Annotated in this window: 22 protein-coding genes; 6 read left to right on the forward strand and 16 right to left on the reverse strand. The window is 49.3% G+C overall.

Translation table 11 applies throughout. From position 1 onward, the window contains the following. Positions 1-129: 129 nt before the first annotated feature. The 4 genes from glmM to rlmE form a co-directional block, all read right to left on the reverse strand. Complete coding sequence (gene glmM, locus D6029_RS09690) at positions 130-1,467, reverse strand: phosphoglucosamine mutase (RefSeq protein WP_120064573.1); 1,338 nt, start codon at positions 1,465-1,467, stop codon at positions 130-132. Beyond that, the gene (gene folP, locus D6029_RS09695) at positions 1,460-2,308 is read right to left on the reverse strand and encodes a dihydropteroate synthase (RefSeq protein ID WP_120064574.1); all 849 of its coding nucleotides are present in this window, start codon (positions 2,306-2,308) and stop codon (positions 1,460-1,462) included. The genes glmM and folP overlap by 8 nt, the downstream gene beginning before the upstream one ends. Positions 2,309-2,410: 102 nt before the next feature. Further along, complete coding sequence (gene ftsH / locus D6029_RS09700; RefSeq protein ID WP_034459698.1) at positions 2,411-4,348, reverse strand: ATP-dependent zinc metalloprotease FtsH; 1,938 nt, start codon at positions 4,346-4,348, stop codon at positions 2,411-2,413. A gap of 57 nt (positions 4,349-4,405) precedes the next feature. Continuing rightward, a complete protein-coding gene (rlmE, locus tag D6029_RS09705) occupies positions 4,406-5,035 on the reverse strand; it encodes a 23S rRNA (uridine(2552)-2'-O)-methyltransferase RlmE (protein WP_115627163.1) in 630 nt (209 codons plus the stop codon). A gap of 126 nt (positions 5,036-5,161) precedes the next feature. On the opposite strand from rlmE, the gene yhbY reads away from it, so the two are divergent. Further along, entirely contained in the window at positions 5,162-5,455 is a 294-nt protein-coding gene (gene yhbY, locus D6029_RS09710) for a ribosome assembly RNA-binding protein YhbY (RefSeq protein WP_034498826.1), read from the forward strand. Positions 5,456-5,561: 106 nt separating this feature from the next. Here the strand turns inward: yhbY and greA are convergent, their stop codons facing one another. Continuing rightward, entirely contained in the window at positions 5,562-6,038 is a 477-nt protein-coding gene (greA, locus tag D6029_RS09715) for a transcription elongation factor GreA (protein ID WP_120064575.1), read from the reverse strand. Between the two features lie 253 nt (positions 6,039-6,291). Between greA and dacB the strand changes: the two genes are divergently transcribed. From dacB to pmrB, 3 genes are read left to right on the forward strand one after another with little or no spacing between them, the layout of a single operon-like run. Then, a complete protein-coding gene (gene dacB, locus D6029_RS09720; RefSeq protein ID WP_120064576.1) occupies positions 6,292-7,725 on the forward strand; it encodes a serine-type D-Ala-D-Ala carboxypeptidase in 1,434 nt (477 codons plus the stop codon). Between the two features lie 3 nt (positions 7,726-7,728). Next, positions 7,729-8,391 (forward strand): two-component system response regulator PmrA, encoded by a 663-nt coding sequence (gene pmrA, locus D6029_RS09725; RefSeq protein WP_120064577.1) that lies wholly within the window; start codon positions 7,729-7,731, stop codon positions 8,389-8,391. Beyond that, positions 8,388-9,446 (forward strand): two-component system sensor histidine kinase PmrB, encoded by a 1,059-nt coding sequence (gene pmrB, locus D6029_RS09730; RefSeq protein ID WP_120064578.1) that lies wholly within the window; start codon positions 8,388-8,390, stop codon positions 9,444-9,446. The genes pmrA and pmrB overlap by 4 nt, the downstream gene beginning before the upstream one ends. Positions 9,447-9,497: 51 nt before the next feature. Here pmrB and cgtA read toward each other — a convergent pair whose 3' ends face one another. The 4 genes from cgtA to rplU all read right to left on the reverse strand — a co-directional run bounded on the left by cgtA (position 9,498) and on the right by rplU (position 12,361). Continuing rightward, positions 9,498-10,673, reverse strand: a complete 1,176-nt coding sequence (gene cgtA / locus D6029_RS09735) for an Obg family GTPase CgtA (protein WP_120064579.1) — start codon at positions 10,671-10,673, stop codon at positions 9,498-9,500. Positions 10,674-10,689: 16 nt separating this feature from the next. Then, positions 10,690-11,655, reverse strand: a complete 966-nt coding sequence (locus tag D6029_RS09740) for a DMT family transporter (RefSeq protein ID WP_120064580.1) — start codon at positions 11,653-11,655, stop codon at positions 10,690-10,692. A 118-nt stretch (positions 11,656-11,773) separates the two neighbouring features. Beyond that, entirely contained in the window at positions 11,774-12,031 is a 258-nt protein-coding gene (rpmA, locus tag D6029_RS09745; RefSeq protein WP_024549632.1) for a 50S ribosomal protein L27, read from the reverse strand. 18 nt (positions 12,032-12,049) lie between these two features. Continuing rightward, the gene (gene rplU / locus D6029_RS09750) at positions 12,050-12,361 is read right to left on the reverse strand and encodes a 50S ribosomal protein L21 (protein WP_034459723.1); all 312 of its coding nucleotides are present in this window, start codon (positions 12,359-12,361) and stop codon (positions 12,050-12,052) included. Between the two features lie 260 nt (positions 12,362-12,621). Between rplU and ispB the strand changes: the two genes are divergently transcribed. After that, positions 12,622-13,593, forward strand: coding sequence for an octaprenyl diphosphate synthase (gene ispB / locus D6029_RS09755; protein WP_147365228.1), 972 nt, complete (start codon positions 12,622-12,624; stop codon positions 13,591-13,593). A 247-nt stretch (positions 13,594-13,840) separates the two neighbouring features. Continuing rightward, on the forward strand, positions 13,841-14,104 hold the full coding sequence (sfsB, locus tag D6029_RS09760; RefSeq protein WP_120064582.1) for a DNA-binding transcriptional regulator SfsB: 264 nt from the start codon (positions 13,841-13,843) through the stop codon (positions 14,102-14,104). Positions 14,105-14,152: 48 nt separating this feature from the next. Here the strand turns inward: sfsB and murA are convergent, their stop codons facing one another. The 7 genes from murA to mlaF form a co-directional block, all read right to left on the reverse strand. After that, the gene (murA, locus tag D6029_RS09765; RefSeq protein ID WP_120064583.1) at positions 14,153-15,421 is read right to left on the reverse strand and encodes a UDP-N-acetylglucosamine 1-carboxyvinyltransferase; all 1,269 of its coding nucleotides are present in this window, start codon (positions 15,419-15,421) and stop codon (positions 14,153-14,155) included. Positions 15,422-15,474: 53 nt separating this feature from the next. Next, positions 15,475-15,729 (reverse strand): BolA family iron metabolism protein IbaG, encoded by a 255-nt coding sequence (ibaG, locus tag D6029_RS09770; protein WP_034459734.1) that lies wholly within the window; start codon positions 15,727-15,729, stop codon positions 15,475-15,477. A gap of 124 nt (positions 15,730-15,853) precedes the next feature. Continuing rightward, positions 15,854-16,156 carry a lipid asymmetry maintenance protein MlaB gene (gene mlaB, locus D6029_RS09775; RefSeq protein WP_120064584.1) on the reverse strand — a complete coding sequence of 101 codons (303 nt, stop codon included), beginning with the start codon at positions 16,154-16,156 and terminating at the stop codon, positions 15,854-15,856. Continuing rightward, on the reverse strand, positions 16,156-16,785 hold the full coding sequence (mlaC, locus tag D6029_RS09780; protein WP_120064585.1) for a phospholipid-binding protein MlaC: 630 nt from the start codon (positions 16,783-16,785) through the stop codon (positions 16,156-16,158). Before mlaC ends, mlaB begins: the two co-directional genes overlap by 1 nt. Before the next feature lie 18 nt (positions 16,786-16,803). Further along, positions 16,804-17,352, reverse strand: a complete 549-nt coding sequence (gene mlaD / locus D6029_RS09785) for an outer membrane lipid asymmetry maintenance protein MlaD (protein WP_120064586.1) — start codon at positions 17,350-17,352, stop codon at positions 16,804-16,806. A gap of 4 nt (positions 17,353-17,356) precedes the next feature. Continuing rightward, positions 17,357-18,139 (reverse strand): lipid asymmetry maintenance ABC transporter permease subunit MlaE, encoded by a 783-nt coding sequence (gene mlaE / locus D6029_RS09790; RefSeq protein WP_120064641.1) that lies wholly within the window; start codon positions 18,137-18,139, stop codon positions 17,357-17,359. 7 nt (positions 18,140-18,146) lie between these two features. Beyond that, a complete protein-coding gene (mlaF, locus tag D6029_RS09795; protein WP_120064587.1) occupies positions 18,147-18,962 on the reverse strand; it encodes a phospholipid ABC transporter ATP-binding protein MlaF in 816 nt (271 codons plus the stop codon). Between the last annotated feature and the right edge of the window lie 142 nt (positions 18,963-19,104).

Raw genomic sequence — 19,104 nt, forward strand, 5'->3', positions numbered from 1 at the left:
AGCCAGGGATAGGCGCAAGGGCAATTTATTCACATTTCGCTGACTGCGGAAAAAAACAGCAATACATTGGCTTTCGCCTGGAAAACAGGCGGCAAGTGCCGCCTTTTTATCCATTTACTGCAAACCGTTTTAAACGGCTTTTACGGCATCGGCGATACGGTTGGCGTATTCAATGACCGATGCTTCATCTTCACCTTCAACCATGACACGGATTAAAGGTTCTGTGCCTGACTTGCGCAGCAACACGCGGCCACGATTGCCCAGCGCTTCTTCAACTTCCGCAGTCACTTTTTTCACAGAGTCATGTTCAAGTGGATCACTGCTGCCTGCAGTGAAGCGAACGTTAACCAGAATTTGTGGGAACAATTTCATTCCGCTGCACAAATCATGGAGGCTCATATGGTTACGCACCATTGCAGTAAGTACTTGCAAACCAGCAACAATACCATCGCCTGTAGTGGTTTTATCAAGCAGAATCACGTGGCCTGAGTTTTCAGCACCGATTCTCCAGCCTTTTTCCTGAAGTTTTTCCAGCACGTAGCGGTCGCCCACTTTTGCACGAGCAAACGGGATACCCAGCTGTTTGAGCGCCAATTCCAGCCCCATGTTGCTCATCAGTGTACCGACAGCACCACCGCGCAATTGGCCCTGACGCAATCCTTCACGGGCAATGATGTAAAGGATCTGGTCACCATCCACTTTATGGCCCAGGTTATCCACCATGATGACACGGTCACCATCACCATCGAGCGCGATACCAATATCCGCTTTTTCTGACAGCACACGCTCCTGAAGCATACGCACGTCAGTCGCACCGCATTTTTCGTTGATATTGACGCCGTTTGGCTCACAACCTACAGGAATAACAGTGGCACCCAACTCACGCAGTACATTCGGCGCAATGTGGTAAGTCGCGCCATTGGCGCAATCGACGACAATTTTCAGGCCGTTCAGGCTCAGTTCATTCGGGAACGTGCCTTTGCAGAATTCGATATAACGGCCAGCAGCATCAACGATACGGCTCGCTTTGCCCAACTCGGCAGAATCTACGCAGGTAATTTCCTTTTCCATTTCCGCTTCGATGGCTTCTTCAACTTCATCTGGCAATTTAGTCCCATCGATGGAGAAGAATTTAATCCCGTTATCATAGAACGGGTTATGCGAAGCGGAGATAACAATCCCGGCTTCTGCGCGGAAAGCACGCGTCAGATAAGCAACTGCAGGTGTTGGCATTGGGCCAGTAAATGATGCAGACAGCCCTGCTGCCGCAAGACCCGCTTCCAGCGCGGATTCCAGCATGTAACCAGAGATGCGCGTATCTTTGCCGATAATAATTTTACGCGAGCCATGGCGCGCTAATACTTTACCCGCTGCCCAGCCAAGTTTAAGCACGAAGTCAGGAGTAATTGGGGAATCGCCTACACGACCGCGAATGCCATCTGTGCCAAAATATTTACGGTTACTCATAGCGTTTTTTTTCCTTCGCTGAAAGTGTGGCTTCCACCACGCGCATCGCTTCGACTGACTCTTTTACATCGTGAACTCGAATGATATTCGCCCCTTGCATGGCAGAAATAACCGCACAGGCAAGGCTGCCGCTCAGGCGTTGATCCGGCCCGACGTTCAGCAGTTGGCCAACCATTGATTTACGCGACATCCCCACCAACAGCGGTAAGCCAAAATGGTGGAATTCGGAAAGCCGGGCTAAAAGTTGGTAATTGTGGGTGAGATTTTTACCGAAACCGAAGCCCGGGTCGAGTAACAATTTTTCTTTTGAGATACCGGCCGCTTCACAGCGCGCTATTTGGTCGATAAAAAAGCGATTCACATCCGCAAAAACATCATCGTATTGAGGAGCCTGCTGCATATTCTTGGGTTCGCCCTGCATATGCATCAGGCAAACTGGCAGCCCTGTTTCAGCAGCGGCTTCCAGCGCACCGGGTTCTTGTAATGAACGGATGTCATTGATGATATGTGCGCCGACTCGCGCGGATTCACGAATCACTTCAGGTTTTGAGGTATCGACGGAAATCCACACTTCGAAACGTTGGGCAATGGCTTCAACAACAGGAATTACGCGGGACAATTCTTCTTCGACACTCACTTCAGCCGCACCCGGGCGTGTGGACTCGCCACCAATATCAATGATCGTCGCACCAGCATTGATCATCGCGTTAGCGTGTTTTACGGCTTCCACTAACGAATTGTGTTGTCCACCATCGGAAAAGGAGTCTGGCGTGACGTTCAAAATCCCCATGATATGCGGATGTGAAAGATCAAGCGTGCTGCCCTGAGCTGTGAGTTTCATCGAGATTCCTTTGAATTAACTGACACTGAATCAAAAAAACAAAAACCCCGGGACAAGCCCAGGGTTTTATAGATTACTGCATTAACATCTGGCAGTGACGACTTATTTATCGCCCAACTGCTCTGACATAGTATTTCCAGGATTCGGCGTACGCGGTTCATCGACCGGACGCGGTGCACGTGGTGTACCGTTGTTATCAGAGTTGTTGTTGCCGTTGTTAGATTCTTCCCAACCTGCTGGCGGACGCACATCGCGACGGTTCATCAGGTCATCAATCTGCGGCGCATCTATAGTTTCATACTTCATCAATGCGTCTTTCATGGTGTGAAGAATATCCATATTTTCATTCAGGAGCTGGCGTGCGCGAGCATAGTTACGCTCAATCAACAACTTCACTTCCTGATCGATGATACGCGCAGTTTCATCGGACATATGTTTTGCTTTAGCCACGGAACGACCCAGGAACACTTCGCCTTCCTCTTCCGCATACAGCAACGGACCGAGTTTCTCAGAGAAGCCCCATTGGGTAACCATGTTACGGGCAATCGATGTCGCTACTTTGATGTCGTTAGACGCACCGGTAGAAACATGTTCAGCACCGTAAATAATCTCTTCCGCAAGACGACCGCCGTACAGTGTAGAAATCTGGCTTTCCAGTTTCTGACGGCTTGCGCTGATTGCATCACCTTCCGGCAAGAAGAACGTCACACCCAACGCACGACCGCGTGGAATGATCGTTACTTTATGCACTGGATCGTGTTCCGGAACCAGACGACCGATAATCGCGTGACCTGCTTCGTGGTATGCGGTCGATTCTTTTTGCGCTTCCGTCATCACCATGGAGCGACGTTCTGCACCCATCATGATTTTGTCTTTCGCTTTTTCGAATTCAACCATCGAAACGACACGTTTGTTGCCACGGGCAGCAAACAGAGCTGCTTCGTTGACCAGGTTTGCCAGGTCAGCACCGGAGAAACCAGGTGTACCACGAGCAATGATTGCTGCATCGATATCTGGAGACAACGGCACACGGCGCATATGCACTTTCAGGATTTGCTCACGACCACGCACATCTGGCAGGCCAACCACAACTTGACGGTCGAAACGGCCCGGACGCAGCAACGCTGGGTCAAGTACGTCTGGACGGTTGGTTGCAGCGATAACGATGATACCTTCGTTACCTTCAAAACCATCCATTTCAACCAGCATCTGGTTCAGTGTTTGTTCACGTTCATCGTGACCACCACCCAGACCCGCGCCACGCTGACGGCCTACGGCGTCAATTTCATCGATAAAGATGATACATGGGGCTGCTTTCTTGGCTTGCTCGAACATGTCACGAACACGGGATGCACCCACGCCCACGAACATTTCTACGAAGTCAGAACCGGAGATAGTAAAGAACGGTACTTTCGCTTCGCCTGCAATGGCTTTCGCCAGCAAGGTTTTACCGGTACCCGGAGGGCCAACCATCAGCACGCCTTTCGGGATTTTGCCGCCCAGTTTCTGGAAACGGCTTGGCTCACGAAGGTACTCAACCAGTTCAGCAACCTCTTCTTTTGCTTCGTCACAACCTGCAACGTCAGCAAAAGTGGTCTTAATTTGGTCTTCAGTGAGCATACGCGCCTTGCTCTTGCCGAACGACATGGCACCTTTGCCACCCCCGCCCTGCATTTGACGCATAAAGAAGATCCAGACCCCAATTAGCAATAGCATTGGGAACCAGGAGATGAAAATAGAAGCCAGCAAGCTTGGCTCTTCAGGCGGTTCGCCTACTACTTTCACATTTTTGGTCAGCAGGTTATCAAGCAGTTTAGGGTCGTTAACGGGGATGTAAGTCGTGTATCGGTTACTATCTTTCTTGGTAACTTTGATTTCACGTCCATTGATACTCGCTTCACGAACCTGATCCTGATTCACTTCAGACAGGAAAGTGGAGTAATCCACCCTACGGCCGTTTGACTCGCTGGGCCCAAAGCTCTGGAACACAGACATCAGCACAACCGCGATGACCAGCCAGAGTATTAGGTTTTTCGCCATGTCACTCAAGGGATTAACCTCATATTACAACTGTGTTAACAAACAGCGTCCAGGGTACTACAGTTTTCGCCCAGTCGCTACAATGTACACTTCACGTGAGCGGGCACGAGAAGAGTCCGGTTTACGAACTTTAACTGTCGTAAACAGGGAGCGAATTTCTCGTAGGTATTCATCGAAACCTTCGCCCTGAAACACTTTCACTAAAAAACTACCGCCTGGGGCCAGAACATCACGACACATTTCGAGTGCCAGTTCTACTAAATACATAGCCCTAGGAATATCAACTGCCGGTGTCCCGCTCATATTTGGAGCCATATCTGACATGACAACCTGAACTTTACTGTCACCAACACGATCCAACAACGCTTTCACGACTAATTCATCACGAAAATCGCCCTGAAGGAAGTCAACACCAACGATAGGATCCATAGGTAAAAGATCGCAAGCAATGATTCGCCCTTGGTTCCCGATTTGAGTCACAACGTATTGTGACCAGCCTCCAGGAGCCGCACCAAGATCAACAATAGTCATTCCTGGCTTAAAAAGTTTGTCACTTTGCTGTATTTCATCAAGTTTAAACCAGGCACGGGAACGCAACCCTTTTTTGTGCGCCTGAATTACATATTTATCGCTAAAGTGTTCCTGCAGCCAGCGACCAGAGCTGGCAGAACGCTTTTTACCTGTCATCTCATTTTCCAACTTTGTTCATCGTGAGTAGCAGGCTGTAGAGTTATCAGCACAGCCGATTTGGCGATACAGTAGAGATGGCGGTAGAATGAACCGTTTTCAATCCCAACGTAAGCAAAAAATACGATGAATCTGAGTACTAAACAAAAACAGCACCTGAAAGGTCTTGCACATCCGCTCAAGCCTGTAGTCATGCTTGGCAATAACGGTTTGACCGAAGGGGTACTGGCCGAGATTGAACAAGCGATCGAACATCATGAGTTAATCAAGGTGAAAATCGCAACTGAAGATCGCGAAACTAAAACCTTGATTGTAGATGCCATCGTGCGTGAAACCGGCGCCTGTAATGTACAGGTTATCGGTAAAACGCTGGTGCTCTATCGCCCGTCTAAAGAGCGCAAGATTTCTCTGCCTAAATAAGCAGAGAGTGTGCAAAATGCCACGCTCTGTTAGTTGATAAAAGGCCGCGGTGCGGCCTTTTTCCTTTCTTTACAATACTCCACGCTATAAAAAAGCGTAGCAGAAATTATAAATATTCCACTTTAAGTATCTCAAACTCTACATCGCCACCCGGCGTACGGATAACAACAACATCATCCTGCTCTTTACCGACAAGGCCACGAGCAATCGGTGAATTCACCGAAATAAGATTCTGTTTAAAATCAGCTTCATCGTCGCCAACTATACGATAAGTCTGCTCTTCATCGTTATCCAGGTTCAAAACAGTCACACTCGCGCCAAAGATAACGCGGCCATTATTTGGCATTTTTGTGATGTCGATAACCTGAGCGTTGGACAGCTTAGCTTCGATATCCTGGATACGGCCTTCACAGAAACCCTGTTGCTCACGCGCGGCATGATATTCAGCGTTTTCTTTCAAATCGCCGTGTTCGCGAGCATCAGCAATCGCGGCAATAATTTGCGGGCGGCGCACAGACTTCAGGAAATCCAGCTCTTCACGCAATTTTTCTGCGCCACGTAGGGTCATCGGAATAGGTTGCATTGTTATACCTCTTCAAAACTTTCCTGTTCAGAACTGCCCAACGGCACTCCTGAATCCAGAGCCGAGTCTGCATTAGTAAGGCAAACCCCTGGCAGTAAGCAAAATAAAACTGACCCGGTGCAAGGCACCAGGTCAGGAACGGTTTCCAAATTGACCTGTATTTTACCCTGGAGTTCCCTGAGGGTCATCGTTTACTTTGCACTGCGATGCACCGTAGTATGACGGCACGTTTCCAGGTTGTTACCGCGAGATTATGCGATTTTTTAGATTTGTCATTGGATTGAGCAGTGCTGTGGTGTTTACCGTCCAGGCTGCCAACATTGAAGAATATACTTCCCAGTTGCCTGCGGGTGCGAATTTGGCTTTGATGGTGCAGAAAGTGGGCGCTCCCGCTCCGTCGATTGACTATCACAGTCAACAGATGGCGCTGCCTGCCAGTACTCAAAAAGTCATTACTGCACTGGCTGCATTGCTGCAGCTAGGGCCGGATTTCAGGTTTACCACCACTCTTGAAAGCAAAGCAGAAGTCAGTAATGGCGTTTTGCAAGGTGACCTTATTGCCCGATTTGGTGGCGATCCGACGCTAAAACGCCAGGATATTCGCAATATGGTTGCTGTTCTGAAGAAATCAGGCGTGCAGCAAATCCAGGGCAATGTGCTGATCGATACTTCAGTTTTTGCCAGTCATGACAAAGCGCCAGGATGGCCATGGAATGACATGACGCAATGCTTTAGCGCCCCTCCTGCTGCTGCAATTGTTGACCGAAATTGTTTTTCTGTTTCTCTCTACAGCGCACCTAAAGCTGACGATTTAGCCTTTATTCGCATCGCCTCTTACTACCCTGTCGTCATGAATAGCCAAGTTCGTACGCTCGCAAAGGGTTCTCCAGACGCACAATATTGCGAGCTCGATGTCGTGCCTGGCGATCTGAATCGCTTCACGCTTACCGGCTGTATGACACAAAGAGCAGATCCTCTGCCCCTCGCCTTTGCGATTCAGGATGGCGCAAGTTACGCGGGTGCGATTTTAAAAGCCGAACTCAAAGAAGCCGGAATCAGCTACAGCGGAACTCTATTACGTCAGACGCTGACTAATACCCCAGGAACGGTTATCGCCAGCAAGCAATCGGCACCACTGCACGATTTGCTAAAGGTAATGTTAAAGAAATCAGACAACATGATTGCCGATACCGTGTTTCGAACCATCGGCCACAACCGCTTTGGTGTGCCAGGAACCTGGCGTGCCGGAGCTGATGCTGTTCGACAAATCCTGCGCCAGAAAGCCGGTGTTGATTTAGGTAACAGTATCGTGGTGGATGGGTCAGGGTTATCGCGTCACAATCTTATTTCGCCAGCCACGATGATGCAGGTGTTGCAATACATCGCGCAGAATGACACCGAGCTTAACTTTATTTCAATGTTACCGTTAGCGGGTTATGACGGTTCATTACAGTACCGTGCGGGCCTGCATCAAGCAGGTGTTGATGGAAAAGTTTCGGCGAAAACAGGTTCACTGCAAGGGGTCTATAACCTTGCTGGATTTATTACCACTGCCAGCGGCCAGCGTATGGCCTTTGTGCAATATTTGTCAGGCTACGCAGTAGAGCCTGCCGATCAACGTAACCGTCGTATCCCATTAGTGCGCTTTGAAAGTCGCCTCTATAAGGATATCTACCAGAATAATTGAGTTATGAAACTGCTGATTGTTGAAGACGATTTACTGTTACGGGAAGGCCTGGTGCTGGCACTGAACAGCGAGGGTTATGCTCTGGATTGCGCAACAACAGCTGCTGAAGCAGATGCGCTGATTGAAAGTGGCGAGTATGGCATGATCATTCTTGATCTCGGCCTGCCGGATAAAGACGGTGCCACTCTGCTCAGGCAGTGGCGCCGTCGCAGTATCAGCACTCCTGTGTTAATACTCACAGCCCGTGATGCACTGGAAGATCGCGTAAACGGGCTGGACTCTGGTGCTGATGATTATCTGGTTAAGCCTTTTGCTCTTGCCGAATTACAAGCACGCACGCGAGCCCTGATTCGCCGTTATCAAGGGCATAGCGATAACTTGCTCCAGCATGATGATCTGACACTCAACCTGCAAACCCAGCAAGTGTTGTTACAAGGCAGCCCAGTCGAAATCACGCCTAAGGAATTCGCGTTGCTTACACGCTTGATGATGCGTATCGGGCAAACTGTTCACCGCGAAACATTGCAGCAGGATATTTACAGCTGGCAGGACGATCCAGGCTCAAATACGCTTGAAGTACACATCCATAATCTCAGACGAAAATTAGGCAAAGACAGGATCAAAACCGTGCGGGGTGTTGGCTATCGTCTGGAGAGCCGGACATGAATAGCATGCGCAAGCGGTTGATGATTCTCCTTGCCCTTATTCTTTTGTTTTTCCAGTTAATTAGCGTCATCTGGCTATGGCATGAAAGCCGTGAGCAAATCAGTTTTCTGGTGAGTGAAACGCTGTCAGCCAAAGCGCGAAATCAACACGTTGAGAAAGAGATCCGTGAGGCCATTGCGTCATTACTCGTTCCTTCACTGGTAATGATCAGCTTCACGTTGTTTTTCTCGTTCTGGGCCATTACCTGGATTACCCAGCCGCTGAACCGCTTGCGTACCAGTCTTGCTAATCGTTCAGCTGATAATTTGTCTCCTCTGCCCATGTATTCCGATATGGAAGAGATGGTCGCCGTCACCAACTCGCTTAACCAGTTACTGACGCGCCTGGATCATACTATCCAGCAAGAACGATTATTTACCGCCGATGCCGCCCATGAGCTACGCACTCCATTAGCCGGCCTGCGTTTGCACCTCGAGTTAATGGCGAATTCAGGCGTTCAGCAAGCCCCTATGCTGCTGGAGCGCATTGATCAGCTCATGCATACCATAGAACAATTGCTAATGCTCTCGCGTGCCGGGCAAGCCCTGGCGAGTGGTCATTACGATACGTTGAACTGGTATCGGGATATCATTGCGCCACTAAAAATGGAAATGGAAGAAATGGTCGCCCTGCGTGAGCAAAACATTATCTGGCCAGGTGAAAGTACGGATATGGTGGAAGGCGACGCAGTACTGCTTCGCTTGATGTTGCGAAATCTGCTGGAAAACGCCTCTCGTTATAGCCCAACAGAAAGTACTATCACGGTGTCATTAAATACTAAAGGGAATGGGGTAACGCTGATGGTTTCCGATCAAGGCCCTGGCATTGATGAAGAACACCGTCAGACAATCACCGATCCCTTCCGCCGTATGGACCAGCGTTATGGTGGCAGCGGGCTTGGGCTGAATATTGTCCAGCGTATCGTTCATCTTCATCACGGAAAATTGACGTTAGATAGCGGCCCGAATGAAGTGGGACTGCAAGCCGGTTGCTGGCTCCCATCGCAAAGCCAATAATCGAGACGTAAAAAAGCCGGGATATTTCCCGGCTTTTTATTGGATCACGTTTTATTTCTGATAGATGAATTCGACGCCTTCGTCGTCATCTTCATCCCAGTCGTCATCCCAGTCTTCGTCCTCTTCTTCTGCTTCCACCGCATCAAGTTGCTGCTGATGATAATCATCCCACATAAACTCGACTTTCTCTGGCGCTACAGGTTGAAGCTCGACGACTTTCGGGTTAGCAATGATAAAGTCCATTACGTCCCAGCACAGCGCGTTAACGCCTTCGCGATTAACTGCTGAAATCAGGTAGTATTTCTCTTCCCAACCCATGGCGGTCGCGATTTCTTTCGCGCGCGCTTCAGCGTCTTCTTTGCTCATCAAATCGCATTTGTTGAAGACTAACCAGCGTGGCTTCTCAGCCAATTTCTCGCTGTATTTCTCCAGCTCACCAATGATGACACGGCCATTTTCAACCGGATCTGATTCGTCAATTGGCGCAATATCGATGAGGTGCAACAGCACACGACAACGCTCAAGGTGCTTCAGGAAGCGAATACCAAGGCCTGCGCCATCAGCGGCACCTTCAATCAGCCCAGGGATATCGGCAACCACGAAGCTCTTTTCGTTATCCATACGAACAACGCCAAGGCTTGGGATCAACGTGGTAAACGGATAATCCGCCACTTTTGGTTTTGCCGCAGAAACTGAACGGATAAACGTTGATTTACCGGCGTTCGGTAAACCGAGCATCCCAACGTCAGCCAGCAACAGCAGCTCAAGCTGGATGTCACGCTTCTCGCCAGGTGTACCCATGGTTTTCTGACGTGGAGTACGGTTTACAGAGGATTTGAAACGGGTGTTACCCAGACCGTGCCAACCGCCCTTCGCTACCATCAGCTTCTGACCGTGCACGGTCATGTCACCCATAGTTTCGCCAGTACCCTGGTCGATAACACGCGTACCGACAGGGACTTTAACGGTAATGTCTTTACCACGCTTACCGGTACAGTCACGGCTTTGGCCATTTTGACCACGTTCAGCACGGAAAGATTTCTCAAAGCGATAATCGATCAATGTATTGAGGTTTTCATCAGCCTCAAGCCATACATCACCGCCATCACCGCCATCACCACCGTCCGGGCCGCCTCTGGGAATATATTTTTCACGACGGAAGCTAACGCAGCCGTTACCGCCATCACCTGCTACGACCAGGATCGTTGCTTCATCAACAAACTTCATTTTACTTCTCCGTAAATCATTCGCCCGAACGTTGTACTGGAAGAACAGCTTCGGTTTTGCGCCAACGTCCCCAAAGACGGTGACCAATGGCTGAATACATTGCACCTGCAACCACGACGAACGCGCCGATATAACCCACAAGGTTAAGTAACGGCATGGCGAAGAAATCGGGCCAGGCTAACGCTAATAAATCTGAAAATAGCAAAGTAAACAGCGGGGTTAGCGTAATAATGGCGCTAACCTGTGCCGCCTGCCACCGTGCCATGGCTTCTGCCAGTGCCCCATACCCAACCAGTGTATTCAGGCCACAGAAAACTAAACACGCCAGTTGCCAATCACTGAGTTGGAAGACTTTATCCAACTGAGCCAGAGGCAAAAGCGCAAGAGTACATAAAGTGTACAGCAAAAAGAGGATCTGTTGCGAGGCCAGGCGGCGTAATAATACCTTCTGCGCCACACCATAGGTGACCCACACTGTCGCCGCCAGCACACCGAAAATCACCCCGAGGGTGTAATCTGTCAGGCGGGTAAAAATTTCTATCAGGCTAGTGTTAAAGAACATCACTAAGCCGCAAAGCAACATTATGGCGCCAATGACCTGTGTGCCGCGCATTTTCTCTTTCAGCACAACCACACTTGCCACCATCATTCCCACCGGGGAAAGCTGGCCAATAACCTGAGATGCCGTTGGACTCAGGTACTGCAAAGATGAACTAAACAGCAAAAAGTTACCGAATAATCCCCCCGTTGCGATGGCAAGTAACACCAACCAACGTGGCTTTCGGAACAGACCTAACGGTGGCAATTTACCGCGTATGGCTAGAATGCTACCCAGCCCAACACTTGCCATCAGGAAGCGATAAAAGACGACTGTCGGAGGTTCCATTACCGTCAGCACTTGTTTCATCGCGATTGGCAAAGCACCCCAGCAAATTGCTGTAGTCAGTGCTAACAGAATGCCAATGCCTGCCTGCTGTTTCATTGTCTTTCCCTGCAACCCGAAATCTGAAGAACATACTTCATTGATTTACCGGTCGCAGAATGTAAAAAGCCCCGCAACGTGTTGCGGGGCTTTTATCCGTTACCGGGACGCGAAAAACTTATTCAGCAACGATGCTGATGAATTTACGGTTTTTCGGACCTTTAACTTCGAACTTAACTTTACCGTCAGTCAAAGCGAACAGAGTATGATCTTTGCCGCAACCTACGTTGGTGCCAGCGTGGAATTTAGTACCACGTTGACGAACGATAATGCTGCCTGCCAGAACTGCTTCACCGCCGAAACGTTTTACGCCCAGACGTTTAGCTTCGGAATCGCGACCGTTACGAGTAGAGCCGCCAGCCTTTTTATGTGCCATTTAATATGCTCCCCTGTATTAAGCGCTGATGCCGGTGATTTTCACATCAGTGAACCACTGACGATGACCCTGCTGCTTACGGTAGTGTTTACGACGACGAAACTTAACAATCTTAATTTTCTCGCCACGACCATGAGCAACAACTTCAGCTTTGATTACGCCGCCATCGACGAAAGGAACGCCGATTTTGATTTCTTCACCATTAGCGATCATCAGAACTTCTGCGAACTCAACTGCTTCGCCAGTTGCGATGTCCAGCTTTTCCAGGCGAATGGTTTGACCTTCGCTGACTCGGTGTTGTTTACCACCACTTTGGAAAACCGCGTACATATAAAACTCCGCTTTCCGCACGCACCCTACGTTGTTTCAGGTGGCGCTATAAATATTCACAATAGGGCGCGAATATTACGCAAAACGAGAGCCTTTGACAAGCCCTGTCATGAAACATGGTAGAAAAAAAACGCAACATCACACCAGCCGTTTATCTGCCTCGTTTTTTCAGTACAATCTGTACTACATTATTACTCCTCTACCCTCACGTGATTCCGTACATACATGTGGTAAACAGGACTTTAAGCCAGACTTTTGCGATGAATTTAGAAAAAATTAATGAGTTAACCGCGCAAGATATGGCGGGTGTCAATGCGGTCATCCTTGAGCAGTTGAACTCAGATGTCCAATTGATCAATCAGTTAGGGTATTACATCGTGAGCGGCGGTGGTAAACGTATCCGTCCAATGATTGCTGTTCTCGCTGCCCGCGCGCTCGGCTATAAGGGCAACGCGCATATCAACATTGCGGCACTCATTGAGTTTATCCACACCGCAACACTACTCCATGATGACGTTGTCGATGAATCTGACATGCGTCGTGGGAAAGCGACAGCCAACGCAGCATTTGGCAATGCTGCCAGCGTTCTGGTTGGTGATTTTATTTATACCCGCGCCTTCCAGATGATGACTCAACTCGGCTCGCTCAAGGTACTTGAAGTGATGTCGGAAGCAGTAAACGTCATTGCAGAAGGCGAAGTTCTGCAATTGATGAACTGTAATGATCCGAATATCACCGAAGAAAGCTACATGCGGGTTATTTACAGCAAAACGGCTCGTTTGTTTGAAGCGGCGGCTCAATGCTCCGGTATTTTAGCCGATGCCACGGAAGAACAAGAGAAAGCACTTCAGGATTATGGTCGTTATTTAGGTACGGCTTTCCAGCTTATTGATGATTTGCTGGATTACAGCGCTGACGGGCAAACACTGGGTAAAAATGTTGGGGATGACCTTAACGAAGGCAAGCCAACTCTCCCACTGCTGCATGCGATGCGTAACGGTAACGCTGAGCAAGAAAAAATGATTCGTGAAGCCATTGAGCAGGGCAACGGTCGTCATTTGCTACAACCCGTTTTAGATGCGATGGCAGACTGCGGCTCTCTCGAATGGACTCAGTTACGCGCAGAGCAAGAAGCGGATAAAGCCATTGCTGCTTTAGAAATCCTGCCAGAAAGTGAGCACAAAGAAGCGTTAATTGCTCTTGCTCATATGTCAGTTCAGCGCGACCGCTAAACCTTTTAGCGCGCCGTTCAAATGGCGCGCTAAGTTTCCAATAAATTCATTTCTACTTTCCAATAAATTCGTTTCCACCCTCCAATAAACATCCCTATAGCAATCTGTTTTCATTGAATTTCATTCGCTTTGTGTTGATTGGCACAGATTTGCTTTTTTACGCTATTTATTGGAATCTTTTGACTTATTGTCATGTTATAAGTTTCTTTGAGTAAACCGGTAAAACGAAGCGGTTACAGGGAGAAACATGGAAAGTAAATATTCTGACTGGCACCCGGCAGACATCATCGCAGGGTTACGTAAGCGCGGAACATCACTGGCGGCTGAATCACGGAAAGCAGGTTTGAGCTCATCGACTCTGGCGAACGCGCTGACTCGACCCTGGCCAAAAGGTGAGTTGATCATCGCTGAGGCGTTGGAAACCTCGCCATGGATGATTTGGCCTTCTCGCTACTACGATCCACAAACAGATCAGTTTATTGATCGAGCGAGATTAATGCGTAAGCGATAAAAAAACCGGGCAAGCCCGGTTTTCTCATTCTGGAAACAGCCGCAAAATTTATTCGCCGCCACTGCCTTTTACACGTTCGATTTTCGCACCCAACGCTTGAAGTTTATCTTCAATGCGCTCGTAGCCACGATCAATGTGGTAAATGCGGTCAACGATGGTTGTACCTTCGGCAATACAGCCAGCCAATACGAGGCTTGCTGAAGCACGTAGATCGGTCGCCATCACTTGCGCACCAGACAGTTTCTCAACGCCGTGGCAAATTACAGTATTGCTCTCAATTTCTGCGTGCGCGCCCATACGAATTAACTCAGGAACGTGCATGAAGCGGTTTTCGAAGATAGTTTCAGTGATAACACCTGTCCCTTCGGCCACCAGGTTCAACAGGGTAAACTGAGCCTGCATATCCGTTGGGAAACCAGGATGCGGCGCGGTACGGATGGTCACGCCTTTCGGACGCTTACCATGCATATCCAGACTCACCCAGTCTTCGCCAACTTCAATATCAGCACCGGCTTCACGTAATTTCGCCAGCACCGCATCAAGTGTGTCCGGCTGAGCGTTACGGCAAACAATTTTGCCACCGGAAATCGCTGCAGCGACCAGGAAAGTGCCGGTTTCAATACGGTCAGGCACAACGCGGTAAACGCCGCCACCGAGGCGCTCAACGCCCTGGATAGTAATGCGATCGCTACCAGCACCCGTGATTTTCGCACCCAAAGTGTTCAGGAAGTTCGCGGTATCAACGATTTCCGGCTCACGGGCTGCGTTTTCGATGATAGTGGTGCCTTCAGCAAGCGTTGCAGCACTCATGATAGTCACAGTGGCACCCACGCTCACTTTATCCATCACGATGTGCGCGCCTTTCAGACGACCATTAACGGAAGCTTTAACGTAACCTTCTTCCAGTTTAATTTCCGCACCAAGCTGCTCAAGACCAGTAATGTGCAAATCGACCGGACGCGCACCGATGGCGCAACCACCAGGCAAAGAAACTTGCCCCTGGCCAAAGCGCGCAACCAGTGGGCCCAACGCCCAGATAGAAGCACGCATGGTTTTCACCAGGTCATACGGCGCACAGAAAATATTAACGTCACTGGCGTCAATCATGACCGAACCATTACGTTCAACTTTGGTACCCAACTGGCTCAGCAGCTTCATCGTGGTATCAATGTCTTTCAGTTTTGGAACGTTTTGAATCTCAACTGGTTCTTCAGCCAACAAAGCTGCGAAGAGGATCGGCAGCGCAGCATTCTTCGCCCCGGAGATCGTTACTTCACCACTCAGTCGGGTTGGCCCCTGAACTCGAAATTTATCCATTGCAACTGCTCTCTATTAAATTCAAATCGTTACAACCCGCCGCGGCGAATTGCTCAAAAACCATTTAGTTTACGATCGCGATCCCACTCTTGCGGAGTATAGGTCTTGATGGAAACCGCATGAATACGGTTATCAGCAATCAGCTCCATCAATGGCGCATAAACTGTTTGTTGCTTCTTCACGCGACTTAACTCGGCGAATAACTCACCCACCGCAATCACCTGAAAATGGCTGCCATCGCCTGAGACGTGGACTTCCTGGAGGGGCAGTGCATTCATCAGCACTGTCTGAATTTCATGATTTTCCATGGGATATAATTCGTCGGTTATGAAACAAGCCACACATCTTAGAGGAAAGTGGCGCTGGCTTAAATAAGCAAAAAGCCCCTGATCCAATTAGATCAGAGGCAATGATAGTAACGCTATGAAAACACTAGCCTGCAAATGCAGGTAGAACGTCTTCTGGTAGGTTATAAAGTTTGGTCAGCGTCTGTAGGTTATCAGTGGCACCTTGCAGCTCCACCTCAACATTTTTGCTGCGGGCGAACGCGACGAGATGAATCAGCAACGCTAAGCCAGAGGTATCAACACGCGACAAACCTGAAAGGTTAAGCACCTTGATACCCTTCATAATTTTATCGCGTTGATGCCACAACTGCCCCACGGTGTCGCTGTCCAACTCTCCTGTCAGATGCAAGGTTTCCGCTTCACACTGCCAGTTAAGCTCGCCTGCCATTACTTTTTATTTTCCAACGTAATCGGTAAACGAGAGATTGATTGCAACTGAGCCGTCAAACCGTCGATACCTTTAGTGCGCAGGATGTCACTCCACTCATTTTGCTTCGTGGTGATCATACTGACACCTTCCGCAATCATGTCGTACGCCTGCCAGTTGCCAGTCTGGCTATTCTTACGCCACTGGAAATCAAGACGCACTGGTGGGCGACCATTCGGGTCAATGATAGTCACACGGATAGCAATAATGGTGGCATCACCCAGCGGTTGCTCAGGGGCGATTTGGTAAGATTGCCCGTTATACATTGCAAGCGCCTGGCCATAGGCTTGTTTCAGGTACTCTTCAAATGCTTTGAAATAGGCGTCACGCTGTGCAGGTGTTGCGTCTTTGTAGTAACGACCTAATACCAGCGCACCTGCGTATTTAACCTGCACGTAAGGCAGAAGTTCCTGACCCACAACTTCGCGCAAATAATCAGGGTTCTGACGAATTTTGGGTTGTTCGTTTTTGAGACGATCAAATGTTTTTTGTGCCGCTTCGCCCATGAGTTTGTAAGGATTGCTTTGGTCCACAGCATGCGCTAGTGGTGCGATAACCAACATAGCAATCATAATAAGTCGTTTAAACATTACACTTTTCCTCTTGGATTAATGCGCCGTGCCGGGCTGCGGCTCTGCACTATTATTCTGTGAATCCTGCGATGGGGAATCCCCGGAATTGTTATCACCGTTGCCGCTCTTATACAGGAACTGACCAATCAGGTCTTCCAGTACCAGCGCCGATTTAGTGTCCTGGATTGTACCGCCTTCTTTAAGGATAGTTGACCCAAGCTCAGGATCATCAAAGCCGAGGTTCAGGGCAAGATATTGTTCCCCCAGCAAACCTGACGTGCGAATAGCCAGCGAACTGGTATCCGGGATATGATCGTAACGCTTTTCGATATCCAGAGTAACGCGAGGTAAATACGTTTTTGGATCAAGAGTAATATCATCAACGCGGCCAATTACCACGCCACCCAGGCGCAACGGAGAACCTGTTTTCAGGCTGCCAATGTTATCGAAAGTCGCATAGACCCGGTATGTTGGCTCGCTGCGCAATGAAGTGACATTTGCCACTTTCAGGCACAAGAAGACGATGGCTGCTAAAGCGATAATTAAAAAGGCGCCAACCCCAGTTTCAAATTTCTTAGTTTGCATGAACTTAATTCCCAAACATCAGTGCTGTGAGCACAAAATCCAGACCTAAAACGGCCAGTGAAGCGTGCACAACGGTTCGTGTTGTTGCCCGGCTAATCCCTGCGGACGTAGGAATAGCATCGTAGCCATTGAATAATGCAATCCAGGTAACGGTTATCGCGAACACCACGCTCTTAATGACACAATTAACCAGATCGGTACGCCAGTTGACGGCATTTTGCATCGCTGACCAGAAGAAACCGGCATCGATTCCCTTCCAGTTCACACCAACCAAAGCACCGCCCCAAATACCGACAGCGACAAAAATAAGTGTCAGCAAAGGCAATGAAATGACGCCAGCCCAAAATCGGGGCGAAACAACGCGGCGCACCGGGTCAACCGCCATCATTTCCATACTGGAAAGCTGTTCTGTCGCTTTCATGAGGCCGATTTCTGCGGTCAGTGCTGAACCTGCGCGTCCGGCGAACAAGAGTGCCGCCACAACGGGCCCCAGTTCACGCAACAGCGATAAAGCAACCAGCATGCCGAGGCTTGATTCCGCGCTGTATGTGGTCAGAACCAGATAACCTTGTAAGCCAAGAACCATGCCGATAAACAAACCAGACACAATGATAATCAGCAGTGACAAAACGCCAACATTATAAATTTGGCGAGCAAGCAATGGGGCGTGCTTGCGAAATTCCGGTTTCCCCACCACAGCATTAAAAAGCATTATCCCGGCCCGGCCAAATGATGCGCAGGTTTTCAGTCCCCGTCGCCCGAACGATGCCAGTGCATTAAAAAGCATGAGCAACTTAACTCCCTGTTTCTGATAATAAGTCATCCCGATAATCCGCTGCCGGATAGCGGAACGGTACAGGCCCATCGGCAATACCATCAAGGAACTGACGCACACGCGGGTCGCAATTTTCACGCAGAGCTGTCGGAGTGCCTTCAGCCACGATGTGCTGATCCGCTGCAATGTAGGCGTAATCGGCAATACTCAGCACTTCTGGCACGTCGTGCGAAACCACAATGCAAGTCACGCCCAAAGCGCTGTTTAGCTCCGAAATCAATTTTACCAGCACGCCCATAGTTATTGGGTCCTGGCCTACGAATGGCTCATCAAACATGATCAAATCAGGTTCGAGTGCGATGGCGCGAGCAAGCGCGGCTCGCCTTGCCATTCCGCCAGAGAGTTCGTTAGGCATCAGTTTAGCGGCCCCACGTAATCCCACCGCTTCGAGCTTCATCATCACGGTGCTATGCAGCAACTCTTCCGGCAAGCGGCGATGCTCACGCAATGGGTACGCTACGTTTTCAAAGACATTGAGGTCAGTAAATAGCGCGCCGGATTGAAACAGCATGCTCATGCGTTTACGGACGGTGTATAAACGCGAACGCGACATTGCCGGCACGTTTTCACCATCAAACAGGATTTCACCGCTGTCGGGTTGGATTTGACCACCAATCAGCCGCAATAATGTTGTTTTACCAATACCTGACGGCCCCATGATGGCGGTAATTTTACCACGCGGGACGTTCAGTGAAATGTTGTCAAAGATGCGCCGACTGCCGCGGGTAAAGCTCACACCGCGAATTTCGACCAGATTCGCCTGCGTCTGGCTCATCATCTTTCCTTTTATCAAGTTCTCGGACGAGGCATTGAGCGGAAACTCAGTTTCAACCCATCATTTTTACAGAATACTACCCGTCCAGATTAGCGAAAACTGGCATTTGTTTTACTTTTCTGCCACATAAAGTCAGAATTAG

The organism is Buttiauxella izardii, assembly GCF_003601925.1.
Classification (GTDB): Bacteria; Pseudomonadota; Gammaproteobacteria; order Enterobacterales; family Enterobacteriaceae; genus Buttiauxella; species Buttiauxella izardii.